The organism is Mesorhizobium sp. 2RAF45, from assembly GCF_052115225.1.
In the GTDB taxonomy this organism is placed as follows: Bacteria; Pseudomonadota; Alphaproteobacteria; order Rhizobiales; family Rhizobiaceae; genus Mesorhizobium; species Mesorhizobium jarvisii.
Map to the genome: position 1 here is coordinate 18,819 of NZ_JBFRGG010000019.1, position 16,660 is coordinate 35,478.

At 64.5% G+C, this 16,660-nt stretch carries 21 protein-coding genes; 6 read left to right on the top strand and 15 right to left on the bottom strand.

The genetic code is table 11. The features are described 5' to 3' along the window. Positions 1-11: 11 nt before the first annotated feature. Positions 12-581 carry a putative glycolipid-binding domain-containing protein gene (locus AB4Z43_RS30465; protein WP_441940462.1) on the bottom strand — a complete coding sequence of 190 codons (570 nt, stop codon included), beginning with the start codon at positions 579-581 and terminating at the stop codon, positions 12-14. A gap of 182 nt (positions 582-763) precedes the next feature. Here AB4Z43_RS30465 and ubiG point away from each other — a divergent pair, with 182 nt between their 5' ends. Then, the gene (gene ubiG / locus AB4Z43_RS30470; protein ID WP_038649897.1) at positions 764-1,513 is read left to right on the top strand and encodes a bifunctional 2-polyprenyl-6-hydroxyphenol methylase/3-demethylubiquinol 3-O-methyltransferase UbiG; all 750 of its coding nucleotides are present in this window, start codon (positions 764-766) and stop codon (positions 1,511-1,513) included. Between the two features lie 12 nt (positions 1,514-1,525). Here the strand turns inward: ubiG and AB4Z43_RS30475 are convergent, their stop codons facing one another. After that, entirely contained in the window at positions 1,526-2,026 is a 501-nt protein-coding gene (locus AB4Z43_RS30475; RefSeq protein ID WP_441940464.1) for a flavin reductase family protein, read from the bottom strand. Positions 2,027-2,050: 24 nt separating this feature from the next. Then, a complete protein-coding gene (locus tag AB4Z43_RS30480) occupies positions 2,051-3,175 on the bottom strand; it encodes an LLM class flavin-dependent oxidoreductase (RefSeq protein WP_019861353.1) in 1,125 nt (374 codons plus the stop codon). Positions 3,176-3,286: 111 nt separating this feature from the next. Here AB4Z43_RS30480 and AB4Z43_RS30485 point away from each other — a divergent pair, with 111 nt between their 5' ends. Then, positions 3,287-3,883, top strand: a complete 597-nt coding sequence (locus AB4Z43_RS30485; RefSeq protein WP_064981685.1) for a winged helix DNA-binding protein — start codon at positions 3,287-3,289, stop codon at positions 3,881-3,883. Between the two features lie 6 nt (positions 3,884-3,889). On the opposite strand, the gene AB4Z43_RS30490 is transcribed toward AB4Z43_RS30485, so the two are convergent. Further along, entirely contained in the window at positions 3,890-4,798 is a 909-nt protein-coding gene (locus AB4Z43_RS30490) for a DMT family transporter (RefSeq protein WP_441940467.1), read from the bottom strand. Positions 4,799-4,915: 117 nt separating this feature from the next. Here AB4Z43_RS30490 and AB4Z43_RS30495 point away from each other — a divergent pair, with 117 nt between their 5' ends. Next, positions 4,916-5,401, top strand: a complete 486-nt coding sequence (locus AB4Z43_RS30495) for a MarR family winged helix-turn-helix transcriptional regulator (protein ID WP_038649901.1) — start codon at positions 4,916-4,918, stop codon at positions 5,399-5,401. A 4-nt stretch (positions 5,402-5,405) separates the two neighbouring features. Here the strand turns inward: AB4Z43_RS30495 and AB4Z43_RS30500 are convergent, their stop codons facing one another. From AB4Z43_RS30500 to AB4Z43_RS30515, 4 genes are read right to left on the bottom strand one after another with little or no spacing between them, the layout of a single operon-like run. Then, positions 5,406-5,831 carry a DUF1178 family protein gene (locus AB4Z43_RS30500; RefSeq protein ID WP_441940469.1) on the bottom strand — a complete coding sequence of 142 codons (426 nt, stop codon included), beginning with the start codon at positions 5,829-5,831 and terminating at the stop codon, positions 5,406-5,408. Further along, positions 5,828-6,694, bottom strand: a complete 867-nt coding sequence (locus tag AB4Z43_RS30505) for a carbon-nitrogen hydrolase family protein (RefSeq protein ID WP_441940471.1) — start codon at positions 6,692-6,694, stop codon at positions 5,828-5,830. The genes AB4Z43_RS30500 and AB4Z43_RS30505 overlap by 4 nt, the downstream gene beginning before the upstream one ends. A gap of 10 nt (positions 6,695-6,704) precedes the next feature. After that, the gene (grxC, locus tag AB4Z43_RS30510; protein WP_038649905.1) at positions 6,705-6,974 is read right to left on the bottom strand and encodes a glutaredoxin 3; all 270 of its coding nucleotides are present in this window, start codon (positions 6,972-6,974) and stop codon (positions 6,705-6,707) included. Positions 6,975-6,999: 25 nt separating this feature from the next. After that, positions 7,000-7,800 (bottom strand): ComF family protein, encoded by an 801-nt coding sequence (locus tag AB4Z43_RS30515; protein ID WP_441940473.1) that lies wholly within the window; start codon positions 7,798-7,800, stop codon positions 7,000-7,002. Positions 7,801-7,866: 66 nt separating this feature from the next. Here AB4Z43_RS30515 and AB4Z43_RS30520 point away from each other — a divergent pair, with 66 nt between their 5' ends. Continuing rightward, complete coding sequence (locus AB4Z43_RS30520; RefSeq protein ID WP_038649908.1) at positions 7,867-8,721, top strand: methyltransferase domain-containing protein; 855 nt, start codon at positions 7,867-7,869, stop codon at positions 8,719-8,721. A 42-nt stretch (positions 8,722-8,763) separates the two neighbouring features. Here the strand turns inward: AB4Z43_RS30520 and AB4Z43_RS30525 are convergent, their stop codons facing one another. From AB4Z43_RS30525 to argJ, 5 genes are all read right to left on the bottom strand, one after another. Beyond that, complete coding sequence (locus AB4Z43_RS30525) at positions 8,764-8,943, bottom strand: Flp family type IVb pilin (RefSeq protein WP_019861361.1); 180 nt, start codon at positions 8,941-8,943, stop codon at positions 8,764-8,766. A gap of 108 nt (positions 8,944-9,051) precedes the next feature. Continuing rightward, a complete protein-coding gene (locus AB4Z43_RS30530; RefSeq protein ID WP_038649910.1) occupies positions 9,052-9,369 on the bottom strand; it encodes a hypothetical protein in 318 nt (105 codons plus the stop codon). A gap of 198 nt (positions 9,370-9,567) precedes the next feature. Next, complete coding sequence (gene mutT / locus AB4Z43_RS30535) at positions 9,568-9,990, bottom strand: 8-oxo-dGTP diphosphatase MutT (protein WP_038649912.1); 423 nt, start codon at positions 9,988-9,990, stop codon at positions 9,568-9,570. A gap of 8 nt (positions 9,991-9,998) precedes the next feature. Then, positions 9,999-10,751 carry a GNAT family N-acetyltransferase gene (locus AB4Z43_RS30540; protein WP_019861363.1) on the bottom strand — a complete coding sequence of 251 codons (753 nt, stop codon included), beginning with the start codon at positions 10,749-10,751 and terminating at the stop codon, positions 9,999-10,001. A 29-nt stretch (positions 10,752-10,780) separates the two neighbouring features. Further along, positions 10,781-12,022, bottom strand: a complete 1,242-nt coding sequence (argJ, locus tag AB4Z43_RS30545; RefSeq protein ID WP_441940476.1) for a bifunctional glutamate N-acetyltransferase/amino-acid acetyltransferase ArgJ — start codon at positions 12,020-12,022, stop codon at positions 10,781-10,783. Between the two features lie 167 nt (positions 12,023-12,189). Here argJ and AB4Z43_RS30550 point away from each other — a divergent pair, with 167 nt between their 5' ends. Further along, a complete protein-coding gene (locus AB4Z43_RS30550; protein ID WP_064981687.1) occupies positions 12,190-13,425 on the top strand; it encodes a caspase family protein in 1,236 nt (411 codons plus the stop codon). Positions 13,426-13,446: 21 nt separating this feature from the next. Here the strand turns inward: AB4Z43_RS30550 and AB4Z43_RS30555 are convergent, their stop codons facing one another. Next, positions 13,447-14,664 (bottom strand): MFS transporter, encoded by a 1,218-nt coding sequence (locus tag AB4Z43_RS30555; protein ID WP_038649914.1) that lies wholly within the window; start codon positions 14,662-14,664, stop codon positions 13,447-13,449. 263 nt (positions 14,665-14,927) lie between these two features. Here AB4Z43_RS30555 and AB4Z43_RS30560 point away from each other — a divergent pair, with 263 nt between their 5' ends. Beyond that, positions 14,928-15,527 carry a TetR/AcrR family transcriptional regulator gene (locus AB4Z43_RS30560; protein ID WP_441940479.1) on the top strand — a complete coding sequence of 200 codons (600 nt, stop codon included), beginning with the start codon at positions 14,928-14,930 and terminating at the stop codon, positions 15,525-15,527. A 67-nt stretch (positions 15,528-15,594) separates the two neighbouring features. Here AB4Z43_RS30560 and AB4Z43_RS30565 read toward each other — a convergent pair whose 3' ends face one another. Continuing rightward, positions 15,595-16,506, bottom strand: a complete 912-nt coding sequence (locus AB4Z43_RS30565; protein ID WP_019861368.1) for a peptidylprolyl isomerase — start codon at positions 16,504-16,506, stop codon at positions 15,595-15,597. Positions 16,507-16,660: the final 154 nt, after the last annotated feature.

Here is a 16,660-nt window from a genome sequence, read left to right on the forward strand (position 1 = left end):
CGGGACTTCCTTCAGCCTGAGGCAGCCACGTTTGTCCACAGGCCGGGATAGTCGAAGACGAAGCCGTGCGGCGAGACACCAAGGATCTCTTCATAACCGAACATGGGCGCGGTGTAGGCGTAGCGGGTCTCGTCGAGACGCCGATAGCTTTGCTCGAGAAGCACCATCTCGAATGTTGGAAAGCTCAGATAGGCGGCTGGAGCGGGCGTCGTCTCGCCGACACCGAGGTCGAACCGCCGGATCGCCAACAGGTTCGATGCCGGCGTGAAGCCGAGGTCGACATCGACAAGGCCGGTGACTTCCCGCTGTGGCTCGCCGTTCAGCGTCCACTCGCCGTCGGCACGTCGTTCAATGGCATAGTGCAGCTTGCGCATGCCGAGAAAACCGTCGACCCGCGCCGATCGCGTGCGCCAGCCGGCGTTGCAAATCACCTCATAGGCAAGGCAGCATGGCTTGCCGTCCTGGACGAAGATGGCTTGTCCCTGGAGGCTGTGCCCGCCATCGCCTTGCGACAGCAGGCAGGCGTCGTGGCCTTCCACATCCAGCCTGCGCCAAAGGATCGAAGCCGTCATGACCTTCATCGTGCACTCCTTCGAATCCAAACGATGCCCTTCATTCGCCCGCCGGGCCAATTGTGTTTCACCGCCGTACGCGACAGCTGACATGCCCTGACAGGATGCTCCGCCCTGTCGGCAGAGGAAAATTGTTGCCTTGACTTTCCCGCCTCCACGCCCGACTTCCTAGCGTTCGAGGAGACCAACCAATGCCAGAACCCCGACGATCGACGATCGATGCCGGAGAAGTGGAACGCTTTTCCGCCCTTGCCGCCGAATGGTGGAACCCGAACGGCAAGTTTCGTCCGCTGCACAAATTCAATCCGGTCCGGCTTTCCTATATCCGCGACCAGATAGCGACGCGCTTCGGCCGTGACCCGCGTGCCGCGCGGCCGTTCGAGGGGCTGCGCATCCTCGATATCGGCTGCGGCGGCGGTCTTTTGTGCGAGCCGATGGCGCGGCTTGGCGCCGAGGTCGTGGGAGCGGACGCCTCCGAGACAAACATCGAAGTGGCGAAACTGCACGCAGCCGAAGGCAATGTGATCGTCGACTACCGAGCCACGACGGCCGAGGATCTTGCCGACGCCGGCGAGACATTCGACGTCATCCTCAACATGGAAGTGGTCGAGCACGTCGCCGACATCGATCTGTTCGTCGCCAAATGCGGCCAGATGGTCCGGCCCGGCGGCATCATGTTCGTGGCCACCATCAACCGCACGCTGAAGGCGCTGGGTCTCGCCATCATTGGTGCTGAATATGTGCTGCGCTGGCTGCCGCGCGGCACCCACCAGTTCGGCAAGCTGGTGCGCCCGGAAGAACTGGAGAAGGCGCTCGGCGGCGCCGGCCTGACGATCATCGACCGCACCGGCGTCACCTACAATCCGCTTGCCGACCGCTGGGCGCGATCGAAGGACATGGACGTCAACTACATGGTGCTGGCGGAGAAGGGATCCGTCTGATCCGCTCTTACGCTATTCAGTGCTGAGGGGTCGGTAGCCGCCCAGCCAATAGATCAGCGCCTGGCCGGCATCGCGGGTGCGCACCGCCTCGACCGAGCCGATCACGATGGAATGCGTGCCGCGGTCGATCATCTCGTCGAGGCTGCAGTCGAAGGCGGCCACGGCGTCATAAAGCAGCGCGGCTCCGGTCTTAAGCGTCACCCATTCGGCGCCGTCATAGCGGTCCTTGCCCTTGATGCCGCCAAAGCCGGAGAAACGCTCCGGCACGGCTTGATGCTGAGGCCCCAGCGAATTGACGCCGAAATGCCGGTAGCGCTCGATAACCGGCCAGGTCGATGACGATCGGTTGACGCAAGCGATCACCTTGGGCGGTTCGGCCGACAGCGAGACCACCGAAATGACGACAAGGCCGGACCGGTCGTCGCCGGCACCGGCGGTGATGACGCTGACATTGCCGACGATGAGCCGCATGGCGGCGCGGAAGTCGGCGACGCTGACCGGAGCTTCTGTCATGGACATTGCCTCGTCGCTTCTTTGCTAAGCCGCCGACCGCATCGCGGCCGGTGCGATGCGAATGCCTCTCTCTTCGAGAATGGGTAGCACGGTGTCGCGAAAATAGGGGAATTCCTCGACATAATCGACGAAGGACAATGTCGAGCCGCGAAAGCCTGCCGCATGCAAGGCGGTGATCCCGTCGGCGACCTGCTCGGGCGTGCCGGTGAGCGGGAAGCCGCCATGGCCGGCCGCCATGCGGTCGCGAATGAGCGCCAGGAGATCATGCGGGAACGACTGCGCATGGGCGAATTGCAGCCGGACCAGATTGTCGACCGCCGCCCAGTCGGCATTGGCGCGGCCGAAATGTTCGAGATAGTCCGTGGCCTCCTTTTCGGTCGGGCGGCAGACGACATGGGCAAAGGTCAGCACGTCGACATCGCTGCCGGCGGCCCTCGCCTGCTCCTTCAGCGCAATGATCTCGTCCTTGGAGCGCGCCAGGTCGATCGCCGGCGTAAACAGGAAATCGGCGTTGCGGACCGCGAATTTGCGGCCCTCCTCCGACCCGGCGGCATTGAGGATCGGCGGCCGTGACGACGGACGCGGGTCCCCAAGCACATTCCTGAGTTTGAACCAGGTGCCGTCCCAGTCGAAGGCTTCCGTGCGCTCCCACAGCGCCTGGACAATATCGAACCATTCCTGGGCATAGCCGTAGCGCGTGACATGGTCATCGGGCAGCGTCAGCCCAAGTGCCTCATATTCCGGCTTGTTCCAGCCGGCGACGATGTTGAGTCCGATGCGGCCGCGGCTGATCTGGTCGATGGTCGCCAGTTGCTTGGCAACGACCACGGGATGGTTGGCCGCGGTATGGGTGGTGGCGAAAACCGTGATGTTGCGGGTGAGCGCCAGAAGCCCGGCCGCCCAGGTGATCGTCTCCAGCACGTTGCCGTGGAAATTGGTCTCGCCGCCATAACCGATCCAGCGTGCGATCGGCAGCATGAAGTCGATGCCGGCCTCGTCGAGCAGATGCGCCAGCCGCAGATTGTTGTCCCAGGAACTGGCCCAGCGCTCGGGAACCTTGGTGACGGTCATGCCGCCGGAACAATTGGACGCGAAAGTGCCGAGAAAGAAGGGCTGCGCGTGAGGCGCGGTCTTGTCGAGCATGCTCATTGGCGGTGTTCTCCTCATTTTTTTGCTTATAATTTATAATAGAAAGTCTATCATAAATTCATGTGGACGCAATCACCGGGATCAGCGCATGCTGATTCAGGGGACAGGCAGATGAACGAACGGCGCAAATCTTTGGAAACACAGGCCGAGTTGCTGGATCGCGGCTGGCATCTGGCGCGCACGCCGCTGGAGATCGACGTCACCGAAGTCGAGTACGCACTGATGCGCTCCTACGAGGCATTCGGCCATTGGCAGGCTGAATGCCTCGCCACGGTGATCGAGTTTTCCGCCAGCGGACCCGAGAACGCACTGCTCCACATCATCCGCATGAACGACCGCCCGAAAAGCGTGCGCGATCTTGCCCAGATGACCAACCGCGACGACATCCCCAACATCCAGTACAGCCTGCGCAAACTGCTGAAGGGCGGTTTGATCACCCGCACCGGCAGCGGCAGGTCAGGCGTCACCTACGAAGTGACGCCGCTCGGGCATCGCGTGACCGAGCGCTATGCCGACATCCGCTCCGTCCTGCTTATCGACGCCGTGACGCGCATTCCCGAAATGGCCGACAAGCTCGAAGACGTCGCGCGTACGCTCGAGCTGATGACCGGCATCTACGAACAGGCGGCGCGGGCCGCCGCCACGCACCGCCGCCGGCATCCAAGGCCGGAGCCCGGCGGCGACGCCGACGGCGGCGGAAAACTTTGACGACGTTTACGCAGGCTGCGGCTTCGCGACGGCCTGGCTCTGCGCCTTCGTGGTGATGAAGACGCCGGCGGTGATGATGGCGGCGCCGGCCCAGGTCAGCAGCTGATAGTGCTCGCCAAGGAAGATCGTGCCGGCAAACAGCCCAACCGCGGCCGCCACATAGCCGATCTGGCTGAGATAGACCGGGCCGCCGACCGCCTGCAGCCGGAAGAAGAAGGCAAACATCGCTGACGCCGACGCAACCTGCGCGATGACGACCAGCGGAACGCCGCCGAGCGGCGCGAAGGCCTTGATGCCGAACAGAGCGAGAATGCCGGCGAGCAGCAGCGTCGCCGCCGCCAGATGGCTGCCGACGGCAAGCTCGATCGGGCCGGTGCCTTCCGGCCAGTCGACGGTGCGGTAGATATTGCCGGCTGCAAGGCTGACCGGGATCAGCAGCCCCACCACCACCCAGAACATATCGGCCGGCTGGCCGGCCTCGCCGCGCGTCGCCGCGACCATCACGGCCCCGACGAAACCGACGGCGATGCCTGATATGCCCAGCATGTTCGGGCGCCGGACGCGCAGCAGGATCGAGAACACCAGCGTGACGACGGGCGACAACGTGAACATGATGCCGGTATAGCCGGCGCCCAGATGCGGTATGGCCGAGAACATCAAGAGATTGGGGAGGGCATAGGACACTGCCGCCGTGACGAAGAAATAGCGCAGTGTGTGCGCGGTGAGCCGGATACGCTGGCCGCGCAGCAAAAGCACGCACAAAAGCACGCCGCCGGCGCCGAGCGAGATGACGAAGGCCCAGACCATGGCCGGCACGCCGGCCGCCGTGGCGAGCTTGCCGAAGGGCAGTGTCAGGCCGAGCAGGCCGCCGGTAACGACCAGCAGGCCGAGCGCCGAATCCCAGAGAAATTTCATCGGATGGTCCCGTCACTCAATCGTGAAATTTGGCACTTGCGGCGCTTGGCCGGCGCTGTACCTTGAGATAAGATAACACAAAGATTCTTAACATCAAGATATTTAGCGGTGAGACAGATGGATCGCGCGGCAAAGGCGATCGAACAGTGGAAACGGGAGCGGCCGGACCTTGATGTCTCGCCGATGGGCGTGCTCGGGCGATTGAACGAAGCCTCGTCGTTGATCGCGCGTGATCGCCTGGCGCCGCTGTTTGCCCGTTTCGGGTTGCAAGCCGGCGAGTTCGACGTGCTGGCAACGCTGCGCCGCTCAGGCTCACCTTACGCACTGACGCCGACAGATCTCTATGAAGCGACCATGGTGACATCCGGGGCCATGACCAATCGGCTCGACCGGTTGGAAAAAGCCGGATTGATCCTGCGCGGCCCGCACCCCAACGACCGGCGCGGCATCGTCGTGCAGCTTACCGAGAAGGGTCTCGCCTTGATCGACGAGGCCCTGACCGCTCATGTCGCCAACGAGCACGAGATTCTTGCGGGCCTGACGCCGGCGGAACGGGAAACGCTCTCGCACCTGCTTGAGAAATTGATAGGCAGCGTGAGCTGAACGTTCAGTTGCGGTCGTCGGGAAACACCGGGATCGGCATGAAATCGACGCCATCCTCGGCCAGCCCCTTGGCCTCTTCCAGCGTCGCCTCGCCATAGATGCCGCGCGGGTCGGCCTCGCCGAAATGGATTTTTCGCGCTTCCTCGGCGAACTTGTCGCCGACATAGTCGGCATTCTCGCGCACCTTCTCGGCCATCGCCTTGAGTTGCGCCAGGGCCTGCTTCTGCGCCTCGCCCATGGCGAGCGCTATGGTCTCCTGCTTGCGGGCCGTGGAAACGGCGGGCGCCATCAGGGCTTTCTCTACCTTGTGCGAGCCGCAGCTCGGGCAATCGACAAAGCCGCGCTTCTTCTGGGTATCGAAATCGTCATTGCTGCGGAACCAGCCCTCGAACTCGTGCTCGTTTTCGCAGATCAGGGAAAAGCGGATCAAGAGGCAGCACCCCTGAGTCGCGGCGCATCCACCGCGCCGGCATTGATGGTGAAATCCCGTGCATTCTTCAAATTGGGGATCTTCTTGCGGGCCGCAAGCGACTGCGCCGGGTCGATCTCGGCGACGATCACCGCAGGCTCGTCATGCGCGGCTTCGGCAATGATGCGGCCCCACGGGTCGACGATCAACGAATGGCCATAGGTTTCGCGGCCATCCTCATGCAGGCCGCCTTGTGCGGCGGCGACGACAAAGGCGCCGTTCTCAATGGCACGGGCCCTGAGCAGTACATGCCAGTGCGCCTCGCCGGTCTGTCGGGTGAAGGCGGCGGGCACGGTCAAAACATCGGCGCCGGCCAGCGCCTCGGTCCGGAACAGCTGCGGGAAACGCAGGTCGTAGCAGACCGCAAAACCAAGCTTGGCGCCCGCAACCTCGGTCACGACGGCCTCGGTGCCAGGTTCGTAGGCGGCGGATTCGCGCCAGCTTTCGCCATTGTCGAGGTCGACGTCGAACATGTGGATCTTGTCATAGGTGGCGAGCGTCGCGCCGTCCGGACCAAACAACAGCGCCCGGTTGGCGAGCTTGCCGTCGGCGCGCAGGATGGCGGTGGAGCCGATATGCAGGAAGACGCCGAGTTCGCGCGCCAATCCACGTGCGGTCGCAACGATGATATCCTTGTCCTCGGAGGTGAAGGAGGCGGCACGCGCCTGCTTGACGCGGATCAGCGCCCCGGTCATTTCCGGCGTCTGGATATAGGTCGCGCCCTGCCCGGCCGCTTCACGCACCAGCCGTTCGAGATCGACCGCATTGCGCTCGGGGCTTTCGCCGGAACGCATCTGGACCGCCGCAGCCTTGAAAACACCCATCATCATACCCTCAAATCGTCGCGCCGTTGGCGAGCAGCCTGTCCAGCCGGCCTTCGGCCTCCAGCTCGTGGAGGTCGTCGCAGCCGCCGACATGCGTGTTGCCGATGAAAATCTGCGGAAAGGTCGTGCGGCCGTGCGCGCGCGAGATCATCTCCTGGCGCAATTCCGGCGAAAACGAAGCGTCATGCTCGGTATAGGCGACGCCCTTGCGCTCCAGCAGCCGCTTGGCCGCCGTGCAGTAGCCGCACATCATACGCGTATAGATCGTGACATCGACCATGATGCATTCCGCTTTCGTTGCCGACTTATATAGTCACGGACTCGTCCGCCCGGAAGTCCCCCGGCAACACGCGCGCGAAGGTCAGCACGTCAACGGTGGCGGCACCGCCCCTTTTCAGCGCCTTGGTGGCCGCGCGCACGGTGGCGCCCGTGGTGTAGACGTCATCGATCAGAAGCACCCTGCGGCCGGCGATCTGGATCTCTGCCTCGGCCGGCACGCGGAAAGCGGCCCGCACATTCTCCTCGCGCTCCTGCCGCTCGAGCCCGACCTGCTGGCGAGTGAGTTTCACCCGCTGCATGGCGGAAGGCGCAAAAGACAGGCCGCTGAGCTCGCAGACCGCGCGCGCCAGTTCCGCCGACTGGTTGAAGCGCCGCCGGAAGAAACGCCGCCAGTGCAGCGGCACCGGCACCACCACATCGGCTTCCGCGATGAGATCGGCGCCGGCGCGCACCATCCAGCGCGCCATCCAAGGTGCCAGATCGGTGCGATCCTGGTATTTCAGCCCTTGCACCATCTGGCGGGCGACACCGGAATAGGCGACGGCTGCCCGCGCCCGCTCGAAGGGTGGTGGATCCGCGATCGCCTCGGCCGACAGAAAACCCTCGCCCATATGGTTGGTGAACGGCGTGCCCATAACCGGGCACCAGGGCCGTTCCAAGAGCCGCAGCTTCGGCCAGCAGGCGCCGCACAGCACGCCCGGCTGCGAGACATGCCGGCGGCAGCCGGCACAGACCGGCGGAAACAGCATGCGCGCCGGCCAGCCGAAGGCCGATCGGGCGAGGTTCCTGATCCCGATGGACTTGATCTCTGGCGTCGGATCGGCCACGTGGTTGGTTCTCCGCACCGAGTGTACCAAGTATATCAGGGCGTGGACAAACAAGGATCCACCCGTTTGCAGCCTATTATGGATACCTCTTTGTGGCTGGCGCACAAGCGGCGCGCGCTAAGCCATCCGGTCGACGGTGCCGATTTCCTGATGAACCGCGCCGCCGAGGACCTTGCCGACCGGCTGGGCGCCGTCGAGCGCCGGTTCGACAAGGCGGCGGTGCTGTTCTGCCAGACGTCGGCCGCGGCCGGTGTGCTCGCCGCGAGCGGCAAGGTGGCGGATATCGTCCGCGTCGAGACGGACACGGTTTTCCTGACGGGTGCCGCCGGCATGGTCGCACCACTGGAAACCGTGCCCTTCGAACCGGCAAGCCTCGATCTGGCGGTGTCGCTTCTGTCGCTGCAGGCGATGAACGACATTCCCGGCATGCTGATCCAGATCCGCCGCGCGCTTCGGCCGGACGGGCTCTTTCTTGGCGCCTTCGCCGGCGCCGGCACGCTCGGCGAGCTGCGCGAGAGCCTGCTTGCGGCCGAGACCGAGCTTTACGGCGGCGCCAGCCCCCGCGTCATCCCCTTCACCGACGTGCGCGACGCCGGTGCGCTGCTGCAGCGCGCCGGTCTTGCCCTGCCGGTCGCCGATGTCGAGACCGTGACGGTGCGCTATGCCAATCTGTTTGCTTTGATGGCCGATCTGCGCGCCATGGGCGAAACCAGCGCCCTCACCGATCGCAGCCGGCGGCCGAGCACACGCAGACTGTTTGCGCGTGCCGCGGAAATCTATGCCGAGCGGTTTTCCGACGCCGACGGCCGGATCCGGGCAAGTTTCTCGATGGTCTGGATGTCCGGCTGGGCGCCCGATGCATCGCAGCAGAAACCGCTGAAACCGGGTTCAGCCAAAGTCTCGCTGAAGACGATACTTTAGGCTCCCGACGGGCAATGATCGGGTCGGCCGTGGACAGCCCGATCAGGGTGCGAACGCGTTCGCAAGCCGGCTGCTATTGTTGCTGAACAGCCAGGTGATGGAGTTGAACACCTGACTGATGCCGGCGACGATGGTCAGCGACAACACAGCTATGATCAAGCCATATTCGACCGCCGTGGCGCCGGTTTCGTCTTTCAGAAAATGCAGCAGCACTGGTTTCATCACCTCGATCCCCTCGCCAAGGACCTTACCGCCGACCTGTTAAGAAAGGTTAACGGCAAAGCCTTAACAGGCGGTGAAACCGCCACCCTCTTGCAAATTCCAACCATGTCAGCAGTCGCCGCTGGTTCTGCCATCGGAGCCGATGATGCAGACCGAACCGGGCTGCGCCTGCAACACGCTGCGGCGCACCGTATAGGTGGTTCGATGGCTGATCGAGCCGGTGGCCGTCATGTCGAGACCACCGGGAAAATCATCGCGCGCCGATTGCGAGCGCGTCTGGCTGTCGAGGAAAGGGGTCGCGATCAGCGCCAGCGCCACCGCGGCCGAGCCGAACAGCAGTGTCACGCGCAGGATGCCCATGCCCGCATCTGCGGCACGAAAGCCGCGGTCGGGCCGGATCGAATCCCAATCCCTGTCCAGGCTCATCCTATCGCTCCCCAGCCAATCCGCGACGCGGCCGCGACGACACGGCCATGCATCAATTTTTCATGATGAGATAAATCTTCTATTAACGCTGGCTGATATGGGCCGTGGCCGCTCCTCAGAGCAATTCCAGGAAAAATGTGAAGCGGCTTTCCCGGGACGCGGAGCGCTTTCCCTTGGGAATTGCGTCAAAACAAATCCTCAGAGCAGATCGATCAGGAACGGAATCAGCGGCGCGTCGGCCGGCGGCATCGGATAGTCACGCATCTCTCTTGGCCGCACCCATTTCAGCGCCTGCCCTTCCCGGGGCTGGGCGATGCCACGGAAGCGGCGGCAGACAAACAGCGGCATCAACAGATGGAAGTCGTCATAGGAATGGCTGGCGAAGGTAAGCGGCGCCAGGCACGGGATTTCGGTCTCGATGCCGATCTCCTCATGCAATTCACGGATGATGCATTGTTCCGGCGTCTCGCCGGGCTCGACCTTGCCGCCGGGAAATTCCCACAGGCCAGCAAGCTGCTTGCCCTCGGGCCGCTGCGCAAGCAGCACGCGGCCGTCGGTATCGACCAGCGCGCAGGCCGCGACCAGGAGCAGGCGCTTGCCGGTATTGGCCGGATCATTCATGCCCGACGTCACTCATGCCCGGGCGGCCGGCGATAATGGTAGCGATAGACTTCCTCGAAGCCGAGCGACCGATAGAGCGCCAGCGCCGGCACATTGCCGGCCTCGACCTGCAGCCAGGCCTCCCGCGCGCCGCGCAGCCGCGCCCATTTCAGCGCCGACCGGATCAGGTTGCGGCCATGGCCCTTGTTGCGCGCCGCCTTGTCGGTGGCGACTTCGAACAGGCCGGCGAGATCGCCGTCATGCACGCAAATCAGGGTCGCCAGCGCCTCTGCCCCATCTTCCAGTGCGAACAGCCCGGCCTCTGGCTGGATGGCGCCGATGATCTCCGACAGGCCGGGCCGCAGCGAAACATCCGATCCGCTGACCTTGAGCGACGCGCCGATGAAGCGGCTGATGTCCTTGAGCGGAATCTGGTCCATGGCGGCATCGAGCTGGGCGTCGGCCAGCGGCAGCCGCATGACCAGCGATTCGTCGAATCGGCTCCAGCCCTCCTTGTCGAGATGGCCGGCAAGATCGGGACCCGACAGCGGCGACATGCGGAACGTCAGCGGCCTTCCATAGGCGTCGAAACGGCGGCTGGCGCGGCCGATGCGGTCGGCTATGTGCTGGATGTCGCCGGGATCGAGCGGGTTGACCGAATTCAGCCGCTTGGCCGGATGGCCGGCGGTGAGCCGCACCACCCAGGTGCCGTCATAGTGGACGGCGGCCGCCGGCCAGGCGCGAAAGCCGGCCGCCTCGTAGCGGCGCACGATCGCAAGCATGCTTGCCGGATGCCTGGAAGCCAAAACCGTCAGCTCCGATAATCGCCGTTGATGGTGACATATTCCTTGGTGAGGTCGCAGGTCCACACCGTCGCCTTGCCGCGGCCGATGCCGATATCGGCGCGGATGCGGATATCGTCACGCTTCATGTAGGCCGAGGTCTTTTCTTCCGAATAGGCCAGATCGCGCTCGCCTTCATGCGCCAGCCGGTTGTCGCCGAACCAGATCGACAGCCGGTCGCGGTCGGCGGGTTCGCCGGCCTTGCCGACGGCCATGACCACACGGCCCCAATTGGCGTCCTCGCCGGCGACCGCCGTCTTGACCAGCGGCGAATTGGCGATCGACAGCGCGATGCGCTTGGCCGAGCGGGCCGATTTCGCGCCGGTGACGGTGACTTCGACCTGCTTGCGGGCGCCCTCGCCGTCGCGCACCACCTGCAGCGCCAGCGACTTCAGCACCTTGCCGAGCGCCCGGCGGAACTGGCCGAGCCGGGCATCTCTGGGGTCGGTGATCTCGGGCGCGCCGCGCTTGGCGGCCTTGCCGGTGGCGAAGATCAGCAGCGTGTCGCTGGTCGAGGTGTCGCTGTCGACGGTCACCGCGTTGAAGGTCTTGGCCGTGCCGCGCGACAGCAGATCCTGCAGCACGGGGGCCGCGATCGGCGCATCGGTGGCGATGAAGGACAGCATCGTCGCCATGTCGGGGGCGATCATGCCGGCGCCCTTGGAGATGCCGTTGATGGTGACATCGGTATCGCCAAGCTTGACCGTCTGCGTCGCCACTTTCGGATAGGTGTCCGTGGTCATGATGGCCTTCGCCGCCTCGGTCCACAGGTCGGGCTTGCCATCGCTGACCAGCCCGGCGAGCAGATGGCTGAACTTGGTCGTGTCGAGCGGCTCGCCGATGACGCCGGTCGAGGCCAGGAAGACCTCGCCTGCCGTGCAGCCGGCAGCCTTGGCCGCCGCCTCGCCGGTCAGCGCGGTGGATTCGCGGCCCTTCTTGCCGGTGAAGGCGTTGGCATTGCCGGAATTGACGACCAGCACCCGCGCCTTGCCGGCGGCAAGGTTCTGACGGCAGAAATCGACCGGCGCCGAGGGGCATTTCGACCTGGTGAACACGCCGGCGACCGCGGTGCCGGCATCGAACACCATGGCCAGCAGGTCGGTTCGGTTCTTGTACTTTATCCCCGCTTCGGCGGTGGCGATGCGCACCCCTTCAATGACAGGCATCTTGGGGTACTTCTTCGGCGCGAGCGGCGAAATCGTCGTGGACATGGGGACCTCGGGCGGGAAAATCGCAAGGGAAGGCCGGTTTGCCCGATACGGCGCGCGGGCGCAAGGGCGTTTTCGCCGCGCCTGCCGGGGCGGCGGACCACGCTGGATTAAGCCTGCATTTCAAATCTGTTGGCGTCGCCGGGGCCTGTGGCGCTATGATTGCGCCCATGGGCAGGCTTGCGATCCTCGCATGGGCATTTCTGGGACTATTGCTGCTGAGCGCCGACGCTGAGCCGGCGCGTCGCGTGGCGCTTGTCATCGGCAACGGCACCTATGCCGAGGCCGGCACGCTGGCCAATCCGGTCAACGACGCCCTCGACATCGCCGACAAGCTGCGCTCCATCGGTTTCGAGGTCATCGAAGGCAACGACCTCGGCAAGCGCGAGCTCGAACGCAGCATCGGCGAATTCTCCGATGCGCTCGAAGGCGCCGGCGTCGGGCTTTTCTACTATGCCGGCCACGGCCTGCAGGTCGACGGGCGCAACTACATCGTGCCGGTCGACGCCAGGCTCGACATGCCGGTGAAACTGCAGCTCGAAGCCGTGCCGATCGACGAAGTCCTCGACATCATGGAACAGCAGACCAAGGTCAGTCTGGTGTTTCTCGATGCCTGCCGTAACAACCCGTTCGCCCGCAGCCTCAGCCGCACCGCCACCACGCGCTCGGCGACGGCGCTCGCCGGCTTGGCGCAGTTCGATTCGACGCGCGGCTCCTTCATTGCCTTCTCGACGGCGCCCGGCGCGGTCGCCATGGACGGCACCGGGCGCAACTCGCCCTTTGCATCAGCCCTTTTGCGGCACATTGGCGAGCCCGGCCAGAGCATCAACGACATGATGATCGCGGTGCGCCGCGACGTCGTTTCGCAAACCCGCGAAGGCCAGCGCCCCTGGGAGCAGGGCTCGCTGCTCGAACGCTTCGAATTCGTCCCGGGTGAAGGGCCTGCCCCGAAGCCGAAGCCGGCGGCGGAGCCGGCGCCGGCCCCGGCCCCACAGGTCGCGGCGCTGGAGCGTTCCGTGGGCGACGACAAGGCTTCGATCGAACAATTCCTGCGCCGGAACTATCTGACACCGGACACCAGGACGATGGCCGAAACGGTCAAGCGGATCTACGGCGCGTCGGCCACCATTTTCGGCACACGCTACGACGCCGATGCCATCGTCAAGGTGAAGACCGACTGGTTCGCGCAATGGACTTCGTGGTCGCTCGGGCTGGAACCAGGCAGCCTGGAGATCACGCCGCATGGCGAGGACCGCACTGAGGCCACCTTTGCCATGCACTACGACTATGTGCCGAAGGACAAGTCGGCGGCACGGCTGACCGGCAAGGCGCGCGTTACGCTCGGGCTGGTCAAGGCCGAAGAGGGATGGCGCATCGAATCCGAAACCTCGCAGGCGATGCAATGATGCGCTAACCTGGGCGCGAATTCACGCCCTTTGGCGCGACATGAATTCGGTGGCGAAACAGAGCAGTGCCGCAACTGGCAGCGCCAGGCCGATCCAGGACACCAGTGGCCAGCCGCCTTGGGCATACGCCCAACCGCCGACGCCCGAGCCGACTGCGCCGGCGATAAAGAACGTCGCCATGTAGAGCCCGTTCAGGCGGCTGCGATGCGCGGCGCCGAGCGCGAACAGATCCCGATAGCCGAGCACAAGGTTGGTCTGCACGCCGAAGTCGAGCACGATAGCGGCGGCGACCAGCAGCGCCAACGAAAGTGTCGAGCCGCTGGGAGCGATATGGGTTACAAGAAACGCAACGGCGACGCACAGCATGGCAAAGGCTGTCGCCGGGCGGCTCCAGCCGCGGTCGGCGACCCTTCCGGCGAGCGGCGCGGCGATTGCACCGGCGACGCCGGCCAAAGCGAACAGGCCGATGCCGCGCTGCGTCAAGCCAAAATCGGGTCCGGCCAGCAGCAGCGGCGTCGTCGTCCAGAACAGGCTGAAGGCTGCGAACAGGAAGGCCTGATAGAGAGCCCGCCGCCGCAGCACCGGCGTCGAGCGCGCAATATGCACCATGGACGCCAAAAGCGCACCGTAGCTCAGACGCGCCGTCGGCATGCGTCTGGGCAGCGCGAACCGCAGCACCACGGTCAGCACGATCATGACAATGCAAGAGGTGAAGTAGACCACATGCCAGGACGACAGCGCCGTGATGAAGGAGGAAAACGGCCGTGACAGCATTATACCCAGCAACAACCCCACTGAGACATTGCCGACCACGCGGCCACGCCTGGCTTCCGGCGCCAGGTGCGCCGCATAGGGGATAAGGGTCTGCACAGCGACCGAGCCAAGACCGACAAACAGCATCGCGGCCAGAAAAGCCGCCGGCTGCGTTGATATCGCCGCACCCAGCAAGGCAAGCGTCGCAACGACGAGTATGCCAAGCACGAGCTTGCGGTTCTCGACGAGGTCGCCAAGCGGCACGATGAACAGCAGGCCCACCCCGTAGCCGATCTGCGCCATCGTAACGATCAGGCCCGCCGCATGCGGCGGCAGGCCAAGTTCAGCGCCGATCGGGCCAATCAATGGCTGCGCGTAGTAGATATTGGCGACAATCAGCCCGCAGGCGGCAGCCAGCAAGAAGGTCATCCAACTCGAAATTGTCGTCTCGGCGGGTGCGGTGCCGGATGCGATAATGGTCGTCATGGGCGATGTCCATCGGAACGAAACGTTTCGTTGAATAGAACGAACCGTTCCGTTTCGTCAAGCGATGATGTATGAGCATCTCTTGGCATCAGCGTATTTTGCGGCCAAATGGCTTCATTTGGCGTCCGCACGAACGCTGCAAGGAAAACGAAGGCTTTGCTCCGGATGGCAGGCATCCGGCTGGCAAAAATACGGGGCGAGGCAACAGTTGCCGGCGGGTTGTCGTTTCGGCCGGCACGCAACCGCTTCAGGAGGAACGGCTCATGGGCGAAATCGCCGATCCGGCACGCAAATCGATTGGTGCCAGGCGCAATCTGGACAGCGCCGAAGCCATTCTGGAGGCCGCCGAAGCCGTGCTGATCGAGGCCGGCTATGCCGGCTTCTCGATCGAGGCGGTGGCGCGGCGCGCCCGTGCCGGCAAGCCGACCATCTATCGCTGGTGGCCGAGCAAGGCGGCACTGCTGCTCGAGGTCTACCAGCGCCAGAAGCGCGTCGACATTCCTGATACGGGAAGCCTGGAGGAGGATCTCGTCGGCTTCCTGATCAATCTATTCACGCACTGGCTCGAGACATCGTCGGGCAGTGTTTTCAAGTCGCTGATCGCCGAGGCGCAGTCGGATGAAACCGCGGCGACGGCCCTGGCCGGCTATGCCGGAGCGCGCCGCACCCATACCGGCCAGATCATCGAACGCGCCAAGGCGCGGGGCGAGATCGCCGGCGATATCGATGCGGGTGTCGTTGCCGATCTCATCGCTTCCTACGCCTGGCGGCATCTCCTGACCAACCGGCTCGACGAGCCCGAGGCGACGATACGCAAGATGATCCGCTATCTCCTGCAAGGCATAGCGGCATCAGGCAGATAGCGGCGGCCAACAAAAAAGGGCGCGGCAACCCTTGGCTGCCGCGCCCCTTTGAAGAAATCGTTCAGGCTTACTTGCCGGCTTCCATCGTATCGACGGCCTGCTTCAGCTTGGCGTCGGGGATCTCGACCTTGGCGCCGGCGCGCAGCGACTTGACCAGCGCGAAATACTTGTCGCGGATGACCGCCTGCTTGGCCTGGTCTTTGACGTCGTCGAAGGCCGGCGGCTGCTTGGCGCGCTTGTCCTCGAGCTTGATGACATGCCAGCCGAACTGCGTCTGCACCGGCTCCTTGGTGTATTTGCCGACATCGAGCGCGAAGGCCGCCTTGTCGAACTCCGGCACCATCTGCCCAGGCCCGAACCAGCCGAGATCGCCGCCATTGGACTTGCCCGAGGGATCGCTGGTGTGCTCGTTGGCGAGCTTCTGGAAATCGCCGCCGCCGTCGAGCTGCTTGATGATCGCCTCGGCCTCTTCCTTGGTCTTCACGAGGATGTGACGGGCATGCACCTCGTTGACCGGCGGCGTGTTGGCGATTTCCTGGTCGTAGCGGGCGCGGATCTCGGCGTCGGTGACCTTGTCGACGACGCCTTTCTCGACCATCTCGCCATGCAGCGCGCGCTGCTGCAGGAAGGCCATGCGGCGCTGGAAGTCGGGATCCTTGTCGAGGCCGTCGGTAACGGCCTTGGCGGCCATGACGCGGATCTCGATGGCGGCCGAAAGGGCAGCCGCCCGGCGCTGTTCGGGCGGCAACTGCGCGAATTGCTGCGACAGCTCGCCTTCGGCAAGCACTAGGTCGGCTTCGGTCAGGGGCTGGCCGTTGACCGTTGCGACAACGGCATTCGGGTCGACCGGCGCCGCAGCGGGTGCGGCCGGGGCAGCAGGAGCGGCCTCCTGCGCCATGACGGGCGACAGGCAAAGAGCCGACAGGCCGAAGGCCAGGCCAAGGCTGGCGAGCGACGCACGGCGGAACAACAAGGGCATAAGGATGACTCCGGTGAAGGATTGTAAGGAGGGGTGGCTTCCAGATCAGCCAGATTGTGGCGGAATTTGGCACGACCGGCAGGGCCAGCGCGGCGTTGACATCAGTTGAGCCCCCTCTTATCTGTCCAACGACTTTGCGTCCAGAACCGTTTTC

Coding starts and splice junctions, on each gene's coding strand:
- AB4Z43_RS30465 (WP_441940462.1), bottom strand. CDS start 581: ATGAAGGTCATGACGGCTTCGATCCTTTGGCGCAGGCTGGATGTGGAA.
- ubiG (WP_038649897.1), top strand. CDS start 764: ATGCCAGAACCCCGACGATCGACGATCGATGCCGGAGAAGTGGAACGC.
- AB4Z43_RS30475 (WP_441940464.1), bottom strand. CDS start 2,026: ATGACAGAAGCTCCGGTCAGCGTCGCCGACTTCCGCGCCGCCATGCGG.
- AB4Z43_RS30480 (WP_019861353.1), bottom strand. CDS start 3,175: ATGAGCATGCTCGACAAGACCGCGCCTCACGCGCAGCCCTTCTTTCTC.
- AB4Z43_RS30485 (WP_064981685.1), top strand. CDS start 3,287: ATGAACGAACGGCGCAAATCTTTGGAAACACAGGCCGAGTTGCTGGAT.
- AB4Z43_RS30490 (WP_441940467.1), bottom strand. CDS start 4,798: ATGAAATTTCTCTGGGATTCGGCGCTCGGCCTGCTGGTCGTTACCGGC.
- AB4Z43_RS30495 (WP_038649901.1), top strand. CDS start 4,916: ATGGATCGCGCGGCAAAGGCGATCGAACAGTGGAAACGGGAGCGGCCG.
- AB4Z43_RS30505 (WP_441940471.1), bottom strand. CDS start 6,694: ATGGGTGTTTTCAAGGCTGCGGCGGTCCAGATGCGTTCCGGCGAAAGC.
- grxC (WP_038649905.1), bottom strand. CDS start 6,974: ATGGTCGATGTCACGATCTATACGCGTATGATGTGCGGCTACTGCACG.
- AB4Z43_RS30525 (WP_019861361.1), bottom strand. CDS start 8,943: ATGAAACCAGTGCTGCTGCATTTTCTGAAAGACGAAACCGGCGCCACG.
- AB4Z43_RS30530 (WP_038649910.1), bottom strand. CDS start 9,369: ATGAGCCTGGACAGGGATTGGGATTCGATCCGGCCCGACCGCGGCTTT.
- mutT (WP_038649912.1), bottom strand. CDS start 9,990: ATGAATGATCCGGCCAATACCGGCAAGCGCCTGCTCCTGGTCGCGGCC.
- AB4Z43_RS30540 (WP_019861363.1), bottom strand. CDS start 10,751: ATGCTTGCGATCGTGCGCCGCTACGAGGCGGCCGGCTTTCGCGCCTGG.
- argJ (WP_441940476.1), bottom strand. CDS start 12,022: ATGTCCACGACGATTTCGCCGCTCGCGCCGAAGAAGTACCCCAAGATG.
- AB4Z43_RS30550 (WP_064981687.1), top strand. CDS start 12,190: ATGGGCAGGCTTGCGATCCTCGCATGGGCATTTCTGGGACTATTGCTG.
- AB4Z43_RS30555 (WP_038649914.1), bottom strand. CDS start 14,664: ATGACGACCATTATCGCATCCGGCACCGCACCCGCCGAGACGACAATT.
- AB4Z43_RS30560 (WP_441940479.1), top strand. CDS start 14,928: ATGGGCGAAATCGCCGATCCGGCACGCAAATCGATTGGTGCCAGGCGC.
- AB4Z43_RS30565 (WP_019861368.1), bottom strand. CDS start 16,506: ATGCCCTTGTTGTTCCGCCGTGCGTCGCTCGCCAGCCTTGGCCTGGCC.